General features: G+C 61.8%; 16 protein-coding genes. 11 read left to right on the top strand and 5 right to left on the bottom strand.

Annotation, left to right across the window (positions count from 1 at the left end):
• Window positions 1-97: 97 nt before the first annotated feature.
• Together AABA51_RS13335 and AABA51_RS13330 are read right to left on the bottom strand one after the other, a co-directional pair.
• A complete protein-coding gene (locus AABA51_RS13335) occupies window positions 98-1,381 on the bottom strand; it encodes a M20 family metallo-hydrolase (RefSeq protein ID WP_338272420.1) in 1,284 nt (427 codons plus the stop codon).
• Window positions 1,374-2,036 carry a DUF1028 domain-containing protein gene (locus AABA51_RS13330; RefSeq protein ID WP_338272418.1) on the bottom strand — a complete coding sequence of 221 codons (663 nt, stop codon included), beginning with the start codon at window positions 2,034-2,036 and terminating at the stop codon, window positions 1,374-1,376. Before AABA51_RS13330 ends, AABA51_RS13335 begins: the two co-directional genes overlap by 8 nt.
• 103 nt (window positions 2,037-2,139) lie before the next feature.
• Between AABA51_RS13330 and AABA51_RS13325 the strand changes: the two genes are divergently transcribed.
• From AABA51_RS13325 to AABA51_RS13305, 5 genes are all read left to right on the top strand, one after another.
• On the top strand, window positions 2,140-3,717 hold the full coding sequence (locus AABA51_RS13325) for an ABC transporter substrate-binding protein (RefSeq protein WP_338272415.1): 1,578 nt from the start codon (window positions 2,140-2,142) through the stop codon (window positions 3,715-3,717).
• A 99-nt stretch (window positions 3,718-3,816) separates the two neighbouring features.
• Window positions 3,817-4,764 (top strand): ABC transporter permease, encoded by a 948-nt coding sequence (locus AABA51_RS13320; protein ID WP_338272414.1) that lies wholly within the window; start codon window positions 3,817-3,819, stop codon window positions 4,762-4,764.
• A 13-nt stretch (window positions 4,765-4,777) separates the two neighbouring features.
• Entirely contained in the window at window positions 4,778-6,640 is a 1,863-nt protein-coding gene (locus AABA51_RS13315; protein ID WP_338272413.1) for a dipeptide/oligopeptide/nickel ABC transporter permease/ATP-binding protein, read from the top strand.
• Window positions 6,637-7,590: an ABC transporter ATP-binding protein gene (locus AABA51_RS13310; RefSeq protein ID WP_338272412.1), complete on the top strand. Its 954-nt coding sequence runs from the start codon at window positions 6,637-6,639 to the stop codon at window positions 7,588-7,590. Before AABA51_RS13315 ends, AABA51_RS13310 begins: the two co-directional genes overlap by 4 nt.
• Window positions 7,559-8,332, top strand: coding sequence for a FadR/GntR family transcriptional regulator (locus AABA51_RS13305; protein WP_338272411.1), 774 nt, complete (start codon window positions 7,559-7,561; stop codon window positions 8,330-8,332). The genes AABA51_RS13310 and AABA51_RS13305 overlap by 32 nt, the downstream gene beginning before the upstream one ends.
• 129 nt (window positions 8,333-8,461) lie before the next feature.
• Here AABA51_RS13305 and AABA51_RS13300 read toward each other — a convergent pair whose 3' ends face one another.
• The 3 genes from AABA51_RS13300 to AABA51_RS13290 are packed head-to-tail and all read right to left on the bottom strand — an operon-like array spanning window position 8,462 to window position 10,625.
• Window positions 8,462-8,851: a hypothetical protein gene (locus tag AABA51_RS13300; RefSeq protein WP_338272409.1), complete on the bottom strand. Its 390-nt coding sequence runs from the start codon at window positions 8,849-8,851 to the stop codon at window positions 8,462-8,464.
• Entirely contained in the window at window positions 8,851-10,173 is a 1,323-nt protein-coding gene (locus AABA51_RS13295; protein ID WP_338272408.1) for a recombinase family protein, read from the bottom strand. The genes AABA51_RS13300 and AABA51_RS13295 overlap by 1 nt, the downstream gene beginning before the upstream one ends.
• Entirely contained in the window at window positions 10,170-10,625 is a 456-nt protein-coding gene (locus AABA51_RS13290; RefSeq protein ID WP_338272407.1) for a DUF2924 domain-containing protein, read from the bottom strand. Before AABA51_RS13290 ends, AABA51_RS13295 begins: the two co-directional genes overlap by 4 nt.
• A gap of 557 nt (window positions 10,626-11,182) precedes the next feature.
• Between AABA51_RS13290 and AABA51_RS13285 the strand changes: the two genes are divergently transcribed.
• The 6 genes from AABA51_RS13285 to AABA51_RS13260 all read left to right on the top strand — a co-directional run bounded on the left by AABA51_RS13285 (window position 11,183) and on the right by AABA51_RS13260 (window position 14,366).
• Complete coding sequence (locus AABA51_RS13285; RefSeq protein ID WP_338272406.1) at window positions 11,183-11,701, top strand: helix-turn-helix domain-containing protein; 519 nt, start codon at window positions 11,183-11,185, stop codon at window positions 11,699-11,701.
• A gap of 112 nt (window positions 11,702-11,813) precedes the next feature.
• The gene (locus AABA51_RS13280; protein ID WP_338272405.1) at window positions 11,814-12,053 is read left to right on the top strand and encodes a hypothetical protein; all 240 of its coding nucleotides are present in this window, start codon (window positions 11,814-11,816) and stop codon (window positions 12,051-12,053) included.
• A gap of 107 nt (window positions 12,054-12,160) precedes the next feature.
• Window positions 12,161-12,883 (top strand): RNA polymerase sigma factor, encoded by a 723-nt coding sequence (locus AABA51_RS13275; protein WP_338272404.1) that lies wholly within the window; start codon window positions 12,161-12,163, stop codon window positions 12,881-12,883.
• Window positions 12,884-12,967: 84 nt separating this feature from the next.
• Complete coding sequence (locus tag AABA51_RS13270) at window positions 12,968-13,162, top strand: hypothetical protein (RefSeq protein ID WP_338272402.1); 195 nt, start codon at window positions 12,968-12,970, stop codon at window positions 13,160-13,162.
• Window positions 13,162-13,500 (top strand): hypothetical protein, encoded by a 339-nt coding sequence (locus AABA51_RS13265; RefSeq protein ID WP_338272401.1) that lies wholly within the window; start codon window positions 13,162-13,164, stop codon window positions 13,498-13,500. Before AABA51_RS13270 ends, AABA51_RS13265 begins: the two co-directional genes overlap by 1 nt.
• Window positions 13,497-14,366 (top strand): ATP-binding protein, encoded by an 870-nt coding sequence (locus AABA51_RS13260; protein WP_338272400.1) that lies wholly within the window; start codon window positions 13,497-13,499, stop codon window positions 14,364-14,366. The genes AABA51_RS13265 and AABA51_RS13260 overlap by 4 nt, the downstream gene beginning before the upstream one ends.
• Window positions 14,367-14,464 lie beyond the last annotated feature (98 nt).

Here is a 14,464-nt window from a genome sequence, read left to right as displayed (position 1 = left end):
ATTCGTGGTAGTGGTGAGCGGCTTCATTCACAATCTGAATGGACCAAGCGCTAACTTGCGCCGATATCGCATAGTTTTTCTGCGCCAACCGCCAAGATTAAGGCTTGCGGCTGTGTAGGGACTGATTGGCTGACTCCAGGGCGGCAGGATCAGCTTGCTGAAATTGTCGCAAAAACCGCTCGAGCGTCAGGATGCCCGACAACATCGCGCCATCCACGACATGCTCGTCTGGATGATGGCTAACGCCGTCCCGACAGGCGGTAAACACCATGCCGACGGGGCAAAGTGAGGCCATGGCCGAGGTATCATGTGTGGCGCCAGAGGCCATGAGTCTGGCCCCCTTACGATTGCCGGTCTCGACAGCCTGCGACAGACGTTCGATCAGCCCCGGTGAACAGGGCGTCGCCGGCTGGGCATAGCTGCGTGAGATGTCCAGCCCCAGACCCCGACGGCGCGCGATGTCACGGGCGGCTTGCGTCAGTGCCGCCCCGGCCTCCTCGCGTGTGGTATCATCGGGGGCGCGGATCTCCAGGGTCATCGCCACCTCGCCCGGGATGGCATTCACCACGCCGGGGCGAACCTGCAAGGCACCAACTGTCGCCAGCAGGCTTTTGGTTTTTCGCGCCAGAGTTTCGACGGCCAGGGTCAGTTCTGCTGCCCCGGCCAGCGCATCGCAGCGCAGTTGCATCGGCATTGTGCCCGCATGCGCAGCCTGGCCGGTCAGCGTGACCATGTGCCGCTCGATGCCGCAGATGCTAGTGACAATGCCGATATCCTGGGTCGCCGCCTCCAGAACAGGGCCCTGTTCCAGATGAATTTCGACCCAGCCCAAAACCTGCGCGGGATCAAGCTTCAACCCTGGCAGGGTATCGGGGTTCAGCCCAAAGTCCTCCATCGCACGTCGCAGGGTGATGCCATCGCGGTCGCGCATGTTCAGCGCGGCCATGTCGAATGTTCCGGTCAGGACGCGGGGTCCCATCAGGGCTGTCGGAAATCGCACGCCTTCCTCGTCCGCGAACGCCATAATCTCGACCGTGAACGGCAAGGTTACGCTTTCCTGCCGCAGCTTCGTCAGCGCAAGGACCGGCAGAACGACACCCATGATCCCGTCATAGGCGCCGCCCTCGCGTACCGAATCCTGATGCGACCCCATCAAGAGCGCAGGCGCACCCACGGGTCCAGCCAGCCGACCGATCAGCGTGCCCGCATCATCCAGGCGAACGGCAAGCCCGGCCTGTTCCATTAACTCGGTCAGCACTGCAAGCGCCGCGCGATGTTCAGGTGTAAATGGTAGGCGCGTTACGCCGGGGCCAAGTTCTGAACAGGCAGCCAGTCGGTCCAGCCAATGCCGGGCGAGCGCACCCCAATCCGTCTCAGGCATAGCCACGCTCTGGATCGCTGCGGGTCGGAACGCTGGGTAACCATGCCGCGTAATCCCCGGTCTGGCTGCGTCTGTACAGGTTATGCAGGGCGGTGATCGGTTCTTCCGACCAGTCAACCCGCAAGCTCAGTGGTGGGGCGTCATCAGACAAGACTAGGAGTGCTGCGGATTGCAGACCGCGTGTGTCTCCGCCAGCGGCTTCCGCCGCAGTTAATGCAGCCAGTAAACGCTCAGCTAGCGTACCAGCCGCGTTAAGATGGGTGTTTCGCAGCGCCTCCAAAACCTCGGGTCCAGTCAGAAGGTTGCCCGACACAACAAGGCCCGGCGCAATCAGCGATCCGCGCCATGGCGTGTTTTGTTCCCCCGTGTGGCAAGCCGTGCCGCCCCGTCGATCTAGGGCGGCGAGTTGGCGCCATTCGCGTCCACTATCGACCCCGACCACCGCATCCAGCGCGGCCTTCGCATCTTCGCCTGCTCGCATCCGGTCCAGCACGTCCTCGCCCCACATCGGCGAGGGTGCCGCGCCTTGCGAAGCGGACAATCCAGCGCGCGAATCACCCCGCAGGACCCAGCCGCCGACGCAGAGAGATCCTGTCGCCGCGGCTGCTCCGAATGCGCCCGTGTTCAAATCTTGTGCAAGAATCGAGAAGGTCATCAGGTTGTTTCCTTTCGTCCCGTCTAATTATCATGAAAATTTTGACGAGCGCAAATGATCATGATAAATAGCGAGCAAGAAACCACCAACAGGGAGAGCCGATATGGCCTTTTCAGCACTGACCCGCCGCAGCTTTGGGGTTCTGACAGCCGCGCTTTTGGCCACTTCTGCGCTTATCGCTCCAGCTACTGCCCAAACCCCGCCGGGTGTTTTGGTCGTAGGCCAGATTGCCGAGCCGCAATCGCTGGACCCACATGCTGTGACTGCCGTCAACGATTTCCGTATCCTGATGAACGTCTACGAGGGGTTGGTGCGTTATGCCTCGGGCACGCTTGAGGTTGAGCCTGGGCTTGCCGAGTCTTGGACAATTTCCGAGGATGGAACCGTCTACACCTTTAGCCTGCGCGACGGCGTACAGTTCCATGACGGCAGCGCGCTTGATGCCGAGGCCGTGGTCTTCAACTTCGAGCGCATGTTGAACGAGGATCACCCTTACCATAACACCGGCCCCTTCCCGCTATCGTTCTTCTTCAGCGCGATCTCCGGGGTCGAGGCACTGGACGCTCGCACCGTGCGCTTCACGCTGAACGAGCCTTATGCGCCTTTCTTGTCAAACTTGGCTTATCCTACCGGCCTGATTGTCTCGCCTGCGGCCGTTATGCAGCACGGTGCTGATTTCGGTCGTAACCCCTCGGGCACCGGCCCCTTCCGCTTCGCCGAATGGCAGTCAAACGAACGCGTCGTTGTGACCCGTAACGACGACTATTGGGGCGATAACGCTGCGCTTGAGGCTGTAGTCTTCCGCCCGATCACCGATGCCAACACGCGTGTGGCTGAGATGCTGTCGGGCGGTATCGACGTAATGGTCGAAGTTCCGCCGGTCGCACTGCCGCAGTTCCGGGGTGGGAGTTACCAGGTCCACGAACAGGCCGGCCCGCATGTCTGGTTCCTGATACTGAACGCGCTAGAAGGCCCGTTCGCCGATGTCCGCGTCCGTCAGGCGGCGAACTACGCGATCAATCGTGAGGCGATCGTGCGCGACGTTCTTGAAGGGACTGCGACTGTAGCCGCCGGCCCGACGCCGCCGGCCTTCGCCTGGGCCTATAACAACGATCTGGAACCCTATCCCTACGATCCCGATCGCGCCCGCGCGCTGATCGCCGAGGCGGGGGCCGAGGGAGCGCAGTTGACTTTCTATGTCACTGAAGGCGGGTCGGGTATGCTTGATCCCGTCGCAATGGGTACGGCGATCCAGGCCGATCTGGCCGCTGTCGGGTTTGACGTCCAGATCGAGACTTACGAATGGAACACCTTCCTTGGTCAGGTGAACCCCGGACTTCAGGGCAAGGCAGACATGGCTCAGATGGCGTGGATGACTAATGACCCCGACACGCTGCCCTTCCTAGCGCTGCGGACCGCCGCCTGGCCGGATCAAGGAGGCTTCAATTCGGGCTACTATTCGAATCCCGAGGTCGACGCCCTGCTCGAAGCCGCACGCGTGGCCACCGACCAGGACGAGCGGGCGCGGCTCTACCGCGAGATGCAGGTCATCGTGCAGCAGGATGCGCCCTGGGTCTTCGTGGCGAACTGGATGCAGAACGCCGTTACCTCGGACCGCGTGTCGAGCTTCTCGCTCGAGCCATCCTTCTTCCTGCTGCTGGACGACGTAAGCAAGAACTGATCCAAATCCCGGGGGGCACTCGCGCCCCCCGGACCCACCCTGAGGGTATTTGGGGCAAGATGAGGCAGACAGAGTAGCAAGCGCGGGGAGCGCTGTTCAATGGGTGGCTATATCCTGAAACGGCTGCTGTCGGCGGTGCCTGTCTTGCTCGGCATCACGGTGATCGTGTTCCTGATCATGGCGATGATCCCCGGGGATCCGGCTACCGCGATTTTGGGGTCCTATGCCACGCCCGAGAATGTCGAGCGGTTGAACCGCCAGCTTGGCCTCGACCGGCCGCTATGGCAGCAGTATTTCATTTGGCTGGGTAATTTGCTGCAGGGTGATTTCGGGCGATCCTTTGCGCTGAACCGCCCCGTTCTCGATGAAATCCTCGACCGGTTCTCCGCAACCCTGATCCTGGCCGGAACCGCCTTCGTGCTGTGCTCGCTACTGGGGATAGCGGCGGGTGTCGTCTCGGCGGCGCGGCAATACGGGCTAGCGGACAAGGCGATCACCTTTGTAGTCATCCTGGGCATTTCGGTGCCGTCCTTCTTTCTGGGCATGATGATGATTTTGCTTTTTGCCGTGCAGCTGCGCTGGTTACCGGCCTCGGGGATGTATTCGATCTGGGGCGGGGGCGATCTGCACGACCTGATACGCCATCTGACGATGCCGGCGCTGGCGCTGGCGGTGGTGGCAACCGGGGTCATCGCGCGGCTGTCGCGCGGCGCCATGCTGGAGGTGCTGCGGCAGGATTTCATCCGCACTGCCCGCGCCAAGGGTGTACACGAGCGAAGCGTGATCTGGCGCCATGCCCTGCGCGCAGCGATGGTGGGGATCATCCCGGTGCTCGGGATTCAGGCGGGGTTCGTGCTGTCCGGCGCGGTCTATATCGAGATGGTGTTCCAGTGGCCCGGGGTGGGCCGGATGCTGGTCGATGCGATCCTGAAACGCGATATCCTGCTGGTGCAGGGCGGCGTTGTGTTCATCGCCGCCTGCTATGTTGGGTTCAACATCCTGGTGGACGTGGCGCAGGCCTGGCTCGACCCCCGGATTAAGACATAATGGAGAACGAGACATGAGCCTGTTCTTGCGTCTTCTGTTCCGCAACAGGCTGGCTGGTTTCGGGGCCGTCGTGTTAGGGATCATCGTGGTTCTGGCGCTGCTGACGCCCCTTCTGCCGCTGCAACCGCCGAATGAAACCAACACCGCCAACCGTTTCTTGCGCCCACTGTCTGAGGGGCATTTGCTGGGTACCGACCATCTCGGCCGCGATCTCTTATCGCGGCTTTTGTGGGGCACACGCCTATCGCTGGCGATGGGATTCGCGGCAGCGCTGGTTGCGGGGCTGATCGGCGCGGCGATCGGGGTGATCGCCGGCTTTTTTGGCGGGCGCACGGACAATGTGACTATGCGCGGCATCGATATGCTGATGGCCTTTCCCTACATCCTTCTAGCGTTGGCGATCGTCGCTGTGCTGGGGCCGGGGCTGTTCAACGCGCTGGTCGCTGTTGCTGTCGTCAACATCCCCTTTTTTGCACGCAACATCCGCGGCGTAACCGTGGGCATTGCGCATCGCGAATTTGTCGATGCCGCCCGGCTTGCAGGCATGGGCAACACCCGCATCCTGCTGACCGAAATCGTTCCGAACATCGTGCCCGTGGTGGTCATCGCTATGTCCACCACCATCGGCTGGATGATCCTGGAAACCGCGGGCTTGTCCTTCCTCGGCCTTGGCAGCCAGCCACCGCAGGCAGACCTGGGCTCGATGTTGGGCGAGGCGCGCGCGGCCATGATCACCGCGCCGCATACCTCGATTGTGCCCGGCGTGATGATCCTGTTGATCGTGATGTCGGTCAATCTGCTGGGCGACGGTATCCGCGACGCGCTTGATCCACGTCTGCGTTCCGGCGCGCTGAGCCGGCCAATGGCCGCGACGCGGGTGGAACGCAAGCAGAGGCCGACTGCGCAGGGCGAGGGTCTGCTGCGTATCGAGGCGCTGGAGACGCAATTCCACGTCGGCCCGCGCATATACCGGGCGGTCAACGAGGTGTCGCTTGAGTTGAACCCCGGCGAATGTCTGGGGCTGATCGGTGAAAGCGGCTCGGGTAAGTCGGTCACAGCGCTGTCGGTGATGGGGCTCGTTGCCTCGCCCCCCGGGGTAATCACCGGCGGTGCGGTGCGGCTGGAGGGACAGGACTTGATCGGCGCACCCTATGAGGTGCTGCGGTCCCTGCGCGGGCGCAAGGTGGCCTACATCTTTCAGGACCCGCTTTCGACCCTGCACCCGCTCTACCGCATCGGCGATCAACTGATAGAGGCGATCCGCGTGCATGAACCCGTCAGCCACGTGGAAGCCCACAGCCGCGCGGTCAAGCTGCTGGACGATGTGCGCATCCCCAACGCGGTCGAACGCGCGCGCGCCTATCCGCACGAGCTGTCGGGCGGCATGCGCCAGCGCGTCGGCATTGCCATGGCGCTGGCCAATGATCCCGACATTATCATCGCTGATGAGCCCACTACGGCGCTGGACGTCACGGTACAGGCGCAGGTTCTGGCGCTTCTGGACGAGTTGCGGCGATCCCGCGGACTGGCGATCCTGTTCATCACCCATGATTTCGGCGTGGTCGCGCAGCTTTGCGACCGGGTGGCGGTTATGTATGGTGGTCGGATCGTGGAAACCGGCCCGACGGCAGGGGTACTAGCGGCCCCCGCTCATCCCTACTCAAAACGCCTTATTGCGTGCGTGCCCGAACTGGGCGGGGGCCGTCGGGCACTTGCAGCCATACCCGGTCTGCCGCCAGCGGTCGATGACCTGCCGCCCGGCTGCGCTTTTGCGCCACGCTGCGACAAGGCCAAGCCTGGCTGCCGCCAAGGCAACATCTCGCTGACCGGGGCCCTCCGGCAGGTCCGCTGCCTGTTCCCCGAGGTCACACCATGACCGCTGCCCTGAAGATCACCGATCTGACCCGGACCTTCGCGATCGGCAAGCGCCTGTTCGGCCCGCCCAAGGCCCGCGTCCATGCCGTGAACCCCATGAGCTTCGAGGTCCGCGCGGGCGAGACGTTGGGGATCGTCGGCGAATCCGGTTGCGGCAAGTCCACACTGGCGCGGATGCTGGTCGGCCTGCTGCCACCCACATCGGGCCAGATCGAGATCGAGGGCCGCGCGCTAGACCGCGCCGACCCCGCCGCCTTTGGCCGGCTGATCCAGTATGTGTTTCAGGATCCGGTCTCCAGCCTGAACCCGCGCAAGACGATCCGGCAGATCATCGAGGCCCCTTTGCGCAACCTGCACGGGCTGCATGGGCCGGCGCTGGACACGCGGATTGCCGAGTTGTTCGAGGCGGTGAACCTTCGCCCCGAATTCCTGTCGCGCTACCCGCATGAGTTTTCCGGCGGGCAGGCGCAGCGCATTGGCATAGCCCGGGCGCTTGCAGCCAGCCCGCGCATCCTGATCCTGGACGAGCCCGTCTCGGCGCTGGATGTCTCGGTGCAGGCGCAGGTGTTGAACCTGCTGGCCGAGCTCAAGGCACGGCTGAACCTGACCTATCTGTTCATCAGCCACGATCTGGCTGTGGTCGAGGCCGTCAGCGACCGGATAGCCGTGCTCTATTTCGGGTCATTGGTTGAGACCGGCCCCGCCGAAAAAGTCTTTGCGGCCCCGCGCCATCCCTATACGAAGCTCTTGGCGGACTCGGCACCTGTCGTCGGCCGTCCCCTCGGTGGGGCGCAGTCAGGCGAATTGCCCGATCCGCTGAACCCGCCCTCGGGCTGCGCGTTTGCAGGGCGATGCCCGCGCGTGTCCGATATATGCCGCGCCGAAGTGCCAAAACTGCGGCGGATCGAAGGAGACCAGTTTGCCGCCTGCCACCACCCCGGAGAGTTCTGAACGCCTATCGCGACCACAACAGGTTGCCGAGGAAATCAAGTCCTGGGTGATGGCGAACGGCTGGGAGCCCGGTCATCGTCTGCCGTCGGAACTGGAGCTGATCGCGCGGTTCGGGATGGCCAAAGGCACGATCCGCGAAGCGATCCGCATTCTGGAAGCGCAGGGGCTGGTCAAGTCGCGCACCGGGCCGGGTGGTGGCGTGTTCGTCCATCAGGTTTCGGAAGAGCGGGCAACAGCGCTTCTGGGCAACTACTTCTTCTTCCAGCATCTGACGATCGACGACATCTACCAGATACGCGAGGCACTTGAGCCGGAACTGGCCGCCAGGCTGGCGGGGCGGTTGACCGAGACCCAGCTTGCGGCGCTGGAAGATGTTATGACCTCGTATTCGGAACCTGCGCGCACGCCAGAAGAAGAGCGCGAACAGCATATCTCGTCGCTGCGCTTCCATGCCCTGCTGGCTGAAATGTCTGGCAATCCGCTCCTACGGTTTCTGATCCGGTTCACCGCCAACATGCTGGCCGAAATCACGGTTTCCCGCCGTCTCTACGCCCAGCCCAACCGGGAGCTCTGGTCAACTGGGCGCGAATATCAGTCGCGCCTAGTAGCGGCTATGCGCGCAGGGGATGAGGATGCAGCGCGGCAGATCCTTTCTTCGCACATGAAGAATGCCCATCGTCTGATGCTGTTGCAGGAAACCGTCCTTACCCAACGATTTCTGCCCGAGAATGAGATCATCTGAACCTAAATTCTACAACGGCGGTCAGAGCGAACCGGAGGCTGTTTTTTAACCATGATTTTCGAGCTCATCGAATGACCGCTCCGGTGAAGACTGCGAATTTCGCTGACCGGCCGCTATGGGCCGATCGCGTTATTTGGTTGTCCCGAACACCACCCGCGCCTGATCTGGCCACGGCAATCCTGCGCACTCCGACAATTGCATAACCGTAACGGCCGTGACCTCCCGCCCAAACACCAGCCGTTTCAGCACCTCAGGGGCCAGATACGCCAACCGCAACTGCCTGCTGACATGACGTTCTGCGAGGTTCACGGCGATTGCCAGGTCGCGCACGGTGCCGAATTCGCCGGCCTCCATTCTCCGCCGCCAGGCCCAGGCGCGGCCGATGGCGCGCAGGATGTGTGGGTCTTGGGTGTTATCCTCGCTGGGCAGGTAGTCGGCAGGCGGCAGGATCTTAGGCCGCCCGTTTTTCTTGCGCATTTTGAGGGGCACAAAAACCTGGATGGTGTCGGGCGCGGCCATTATTCCGCGGCCTCAAGCGGGCGTGGGGTCATCATCTCCCGCATGACACCGGCTATCCCATCGGTGCGCAGGTCAATGACGAGGCCTTCATCAGTCACTGTGACGCGCCGAACGAGCAGCTGAATGATCCGGGCCTGTTCGCCCGGAAAGAGCTGATCCCAAAGCTTGGGAAACTGCTGCAGCGCGTCAATGGCATCCGCTTCAGGGATGTCCTCGCGGTCGAGCGCGGCAATGACCTGTGCCGTTGTTTCCGGCGTGCGCAGGACACGGCGAATTTCCGTGATTACGGCGGTCTCAGCAGTGTCGGCCGGCAATCTCCGCGGGATGCCGTCCTCAGGCGTTTCACGGTTCTTCAGAAGGTCCATAGACACGTAGTAGCGATACCGGCGCGTAGCCTTCTTGGTGCTGGATGGGGTCATTGCCGCGCCAGTGGCAGTGAACAGCAAGCCCTTCAGCAGCGCTGGCGTTTGTGTCCGGCTGTTATTGGCCCGCTTGCGTGGGCTTTCGCCCATAATGTCATGAACCTGATCCCATAGCCGCGCATCGACGATGGCCTCGTGCTCACCGGGATATGCCACGCCCTTATGCACAGCTTCGCCCCGATACACGCGGTTGTTCAGCAGGCGATAGAGGTAGCCCTTGTTGATGAGTGTGCCTTGCTTATTGCGAAAGCCATCGCGGCGAAGGTCCCGCGCCAGCACCGTGGCTGATCCGACCTCGACGAAACGCTCGAACACCATACGGACCTTTGCGGCCTCATCTGGGTTCACCACCAATTTGCGGTCGCGGACATCATAGCCAAATGGCACCGGCCCGCCCATCCACATCCCCTTCATGCGCGAGGCCTTCACCTTGTCGCGGATGCGCTCTGCGGTGACTTCACGCTCGAACTGGGCGAAGCTGAGCAAGATGTTCAGCGTCAATCGCCCCATCGATGTGGTCGTGTTGAAGGACTGGGTGACGGAAACAAAAGTCACGCTGTTCCTGTCGAAGACTTCGACCAGCTTGGAAAAGTCCATCAGTGAGCGGCTGAGACGGTCGATCTTGTAAACAACAACCACATCAACCAGCCCGTCCTCAATGTCGGCGAGAAGTCGTTGCAGGGCAGGGCGCTCTAGTGTGCCGCCCGAGATGCCACCATCGTCATACTGATCGCGCACCAGCGCCCAGCCTTCAGACTTCTGGCTGGCGATGTAAGCCTCGCATGCCTCCCGCTGGGCGTGGAGGCTGTTGAACTCCTGATCGAGCCCTTCTTCGCTCGATTTGCGGGTGTAGATGGCACAGCGAAGGCGTCGGGCGGGTTTTGCGGCCACGTCTTTCATGCCTCACCTCGCGTGGCGGCCCGTAGCCCAAAGAACCGATAGCCGTTCCAGCGCGTGCCCGTGATGGCTCGCGCCACCGCAGACAGCGACTTGTAGCGCCGACCATCCCAGTCGAAGCCCTCCCTGAGAACGGTAACCGTGTGGGCGACGCCATTCCATTCGCGGATGAGCTTGGTGCCCACCACGGGGTTTCGGGGATCGGCAATCTGCGCTTTGCGCGTCAGCGTGCCCTCGACTTCGTCGGCCAGAAGGTCCAGCAAGCGGCGCGTTTGCCTGTCGGGGCCGCCATAGGTCAGTTCCTGGATGCGATAGGCCAGACGGCTTTCCAGAAACGTACGGCTATTGTTCGGCGCTGGCGCATCGTAGAGCGCCTGCCATTCAGCCTTTAGCTCATTGACAGACATGGCCTTCAAAGCGGCCAGACGCGCCAAGATGGGTTCATCTGTGGTCATGCAGATCTCCTCTGAGTCGGAGTTGCAGTACCGCTCTGTTGGCCCGCGAAGTGTAGCGAACCGTCTCCAGTATTTTGGGATGGATGGTCGCAATCGCGGCCGGCGAGGCGCGCCACGGCGGTGGCCAACAGGCCATAGAGCTCGGTGCGGCGCTCATGCGCTGTCATCCGGTCGGGGTGCAGGGGGTTGGGTCTTTGCATCTCGGTTTTGCCTCTCCACCACTCGAAGCGAGCAGCGTCTGAAGAGGAAAAGCCAGCCAAACAAACAAAATGGGACAAATCGGGACTCTGTGCGCCATTCACGGCATCAGGTTCCGCTTTCCATCGTCAAAAAAATTCTGGCGAAGCTGCATACCACTGGTCAGATTCGTCTATGGGTAATTCTACTGTTTATTTACCTTTCCGTTCGTCTGCATAACTTCATGTTACTTCAGGAGACATGTGCGACTTTTCCCTATAGCCGTCAACGTCTATAGCCCTCTAGTCATGAATGACTGCACACCCCCCTCTTGTGGGCGGGCGCCGCGTCCCTCATTTTCCTCGACAAGGAGAGCACAAATGTCAGAGCAGAATCAAGAAAACACTGATGGTGAGGTCTCGGCTGTTCCTGGGAAAGGATCCAAGTCGATTGCTGCCCGTTGGGGTGCGAACGTGGCGAAGATTGGTTATTGTCCAGTGCCATCAATTTTGTTGCGCGCACAGCGGCGATTGGGCCTGAACCCGTCGCAACTCGCAGTTTTGCTGCAGATCGTCGAACATTGGTGGGATGCCAGTCGCGCGCCCTATCCGAGCAAAGCGGAGCTGTCCGACCGCCTCGGCATCAGCGAGAGGCAGATCCAGCGATATATTAAGCAAATGGAGGAGGCGGGTCTTCTAGCCCGCGTGGCTTACTATGGTGATAGCGGGGGGCGCGAGAACAATCGGTACGATTTGTCCGGTCTTGTTAACCGCCTTGCCGAAATCGCGCCTGATTTCATCGCCGAACGTGAAGAGCGTAAACGCAAACGCAAGGCGGCCGCCATGCCGGGCGGCGGAAGACGTCGCACATCCCGCGTGAAAGTGAGCACTACCCCTTAAGCGCTCTCTGAGGCGATGCGCCACCAGAGATGATCCAAACGGAGCTGCGTGTAGCGTGGCTCCGATCCCGACCGCTTGTCCAAGTGAACCGGCTCGAAAAGGAGGCCCCTTGATGAACATGAACTTTAGGCGGGGTTACCATGCCCCGGGAGATAATTGGCACAACCGAGGTGTCGGCGCCGAATCTGCATTTTGCCATGACTGGCGTTGTCAGGACTGCCAGCGCCTACTTGGTAAGGACGACGGCGCTCAGATGCGGATCCGTCGTAAGCCGCTCGACTATGTTGTCGGCTTTCCGGTCTACGCGACCTGTCCCAACTGCGGTGCGCTGAACGCGAAGACAAAAGCCTGAACGCGCGGCAACGCGCGCTCCCAACTTTCCCGAAAACACAGAGACGCGTGACGTCCTGACCTGGCCATAAAAAGGCGCTGGACGCCTGGCCGTAAGGCAGGCGTCCAATGTGTCTCGCATGGCACGAAATCCGTGATCAGCTCACGGTTACTTCGACTACGATCGGTTTTCAGCGCGGCTTTGATGCCATACGGGTTTCCCAGGCCGCGCTGAAACCCTACCGCGACCCCGCGGCTGCGCTCGATGCGCTGCACTGCAACACGGGCAATGCGGCTAAGAAAAACCGCATCCTCGCAGCGCTTATTCAAGCGGCCCAGGCTAATGACCCAACCGCTGACACGGCACTGACAGTGCTGCTGCTGGCGCTCTGGCCCGGGCTCGACGCCATCCGTCGGCGGTCGATTGGGCGGAAGCTGGGCACAATAGACGAGATCACCTCTGATGTCTTGGCGCGGACCATTGAAGCGGTGCGCGGGCTTGATCTGGGCCGCGTCAATTGGATCGCGGCAACCGTGTTGAAGAATGTCGAGCGCGACATGATCCGGGCAAGCAACCGGGAAATTGCGCGGGCCAACCTGTCCAGTGGGACGGAGCCTGACGAGCTCACAGCTGATGACATCGGGCCCCAGCCTCTGGCTGAAGACGCGGCGTTTCCAAACGACCTGCACAAGTTGCTCGGCGCAGATGCGCTGCTGGTGATCCGTGTGGCGATCGAAGGCTACTCGCAAATTGAGGCGGGTGCCGAGCTTGGCCTGACAGAAGCAGCGGCCCGCAAACGCTACCAGCGTGCACTGCGCAAGTTGCGCGAGGCGCTTTTGGAAATCCCCTGAGCACATGTCCCGATCCTGTCTCACCGGCGGCTTTTTCTCTTTGAGCGCCCGGAGCGCCGTCCCTCCAACTGAAAGCAGACACGCATGAACAGCACTGCCGATCTGTCGCTCGAGAATTACCGTCGGCTCCCGGGGCTCTTTCGCCGCTGGGAACTGACCGAAGTCTGCGAGCCCAACCGCAATTACCAGATCGAGGACGCCGGCGCCCATGCCGACGGGACGCCGCTTCTGGCGATCTACGTCAGCGAGCCGGCGCCAGACCCCAGCGAGGCCGTGTGATGGGCCTCCTCGATTTCATCTTCCCAAGGAGCAAGGCCATGCCGGAACAGCCGGACGATATCACCCGTCTTCGCAAGGCGAGTTACAGCCTCGAAGACCTTCCCGAGACCATCAATTTCCCATTGCGCAAGGGTGAACCGCAGCGCGCCCCACTGGCTTTGCTGGATGCGACGGTCGATGACATCGCCTTCGCAATCGTTGCAGCCGAGAGCGAGAGTTCCGCCGCAGTCGGGCGGGCATCTGCTTTGCGGCGCCTGCACACTCTTGCGCGCGAAGCCGGATGCCGTGGCACTGACCGTGCCACTGACGTGGTGCTGAACAAGGGAGTGCGCAAATGAGCCTCCCCATCATCAGTGCAGATGAAAGGCTTGCGCAGCGCAAGGGCATCAAGGGCGTCATCTTTGGTCGGTCAGGTATCGGAAAAACGTCGCTTTTGTGGACGCTGGATGCCCCGACCACGCTGTTTCTGGACCTGGAAGCCGGCGACCTTGCCGTCGAAGGTCTGGAGATCGACACGCTCCGGCCGCGCACATGGAAGGAATGCCGCGATTTCGCAGTGTTCATCGGCGGGCCGAACCCCGCGCTGCGCGACGACCAGCCTTACAGCCAGGCACATTTCGATGAGGTCTGCGGCCGGTACGGCGACCCAACTGTGATCGAAAAATACTTGGCGGTCTTTATCGACTCGATCACCGTGGCAGGGCGTCTCTGCTTTCAATGGTGTCGCGGGCAACCGGAAGCCTTCTCGGAAAAGACCGGCAAGCCCGACATCCGGGGCGCCTATGGTTTGCACGGCCGCGAAATGATCGCATGGCTTACGCATCTCCAGCATACGCGCGGTAAGCATGTCTGGTTCGTGGGCATCCTCGACGAGAAACTCGACGACTTTAACCGCAAGGTCTTTCAACCGCAGATCGACGGCTCAAAAACCGGGCTCGAATTACCGGGCATCGTCGATCAGGTCGTGACCATGGCCGACATTCCCGATGCCGACGGCAAGCTTCAGCGGGCCTTTGTCTGCCAGACGCTGAACCAGTGGGGCTTTCCAGCAAAGGACCGCTCGGGGCGGCTCGATTTGGTCGAACCCCCGCATCTCGGCCGCCTGATGGAAAAAATCCAACGCCCGTCGGCGCCGGCTTCAACGCGCCTCGCATGGCCTGCGGTCACCCCAGTCGAGCCAACAAACGAGCCTGAACGCGGCTGAGACCCTGCCGCGACACCCGGTGTCCCGATCGGGGCTCCGGGTTGGCTTTTCCGTTTTGACGCCCCTGAGCGTCCCCCATCAACAGATACGGAGCCGCG

Origin of the sequence: Roseicyclus marinus (genome assembly GCF_036322625.1) — a bacterium.
Taxonomy (GTDB): domain Bacteria; phylum Pseudomonadota; class Alphaproteobacteria; order Rhodobacterales; family Rhodobacteraceae; genus Roseicyclus; species Roseicyclus marinus_A.
This window is presented reverse-complemented; position numbering and strand designations above follow the sequence as displayed.

Bases quoted from the DNA above. Each gene is read 5' to 3' on its own strand.
- AABA51_RS13335 (WP_338272420.1), bottom strand. From the start codon at position 1,381: ATGCCTGAGACGGATTGGGGTGCGCTCGCCCGGCATTGGCTGGACCGA.
- AABA51_RS13330 (WP_338272418.1), bottom strand. From the start codon at position 2,036: ATGACCTTCTCGATTCTTGCACAAGATTTGAACACGGGCGCATTCGGA.
- AABA51_RS13325 (WP_338272415.1), top strand. From the start codon at position 2,140: ATGGCCTTTTCAGCACTGACCCGCCGCAGCTTTGGGGTTCTGACAGCC.
- AABA51_RS13320 (WP_338272414.1), top strand. From the start codon at position 3,817: ATGGGTGGCTATATCCTGAAACGGCTGCTGTCGGCGGTGCCTGTCTTG.
- AABA51_RS13315 (WP_338272413.1), top strand. From the start codon at position 4,778: ATGAGCCTGTTCTTGCGTCTTCTGTTCCGCAACAGGCTGGCTGGTTTC.
- AABA51_RS13310 (WP_338272412.1), top strand. From the start codon at position 6,637: ATGACCGCTGCCCTGAAGATCACCGATCTGACCCGGACCTTCGCGATC.
- AABA51_RS13300 (WP_338272409.1), bottom strand. From the start codon at position 8,851: ATGGCCGCGCCCGACACCATCCAGGTTTTTGTGCCCCTCAAAATGCGC.
- AABA51_RS13295 (WP_338272408.1), bottom strand. From the start codon at position 10,173: ATGAAAGACGTGGCCGCAAAACCCGCCCGACGCCTTCGCTGTGCCATC.
- AABA51_RS13290 (WP_338272407.1), bottom strand. From the start codon at position 10,625: ATGACCACAGATGAACCCATCTTGGCGCGTCTGGCCGCTTTGAAGGCC.
- AABA51_RS13285 (WP_338272406.1), top strand. From the start codon at position 11,183: ATGTCAGAGCAGAATCAAGAAAACACTGATGGTGAGGTCTCGGCTGTT.
- AABA51_RS13280 (WP_338272405.1), top strand. From the start codon at position 11,814: ATGAACATGAACTTTAGGCGGGGTTACCATGCCCCGGGAGATAATTGG.
- AABA51_RS13275 (WP_338272404.1), top strand. From the start codon at position 12,161: ATGTGTCTCGCATGGCACGAAATCCGTGATCAGCTCACGGTTACTTCG.
- AABA51_RS13270 (WP_338272402.1), top strand. From the start codon at position 12,968: ATGAACAGCACTGCCGATCTGTCGCTCGAGAATTACCGTCGGCTCCCG.
- AABA51_RS13265 (WP_338272401.1), top strand. From the start codon at position 13,162: ATGGGCCTCCTCGATTTCATCTTCCCAAGGAGCAAGGCCATGCCGGAA.
- AABA51_RS13260 (WP_338272400.1), top strand. From the start codon at position 13,497: ATGAGCCTCCCCATCATCAGTGCAGATGAAAGGCTTGCGCAGCGCAAG.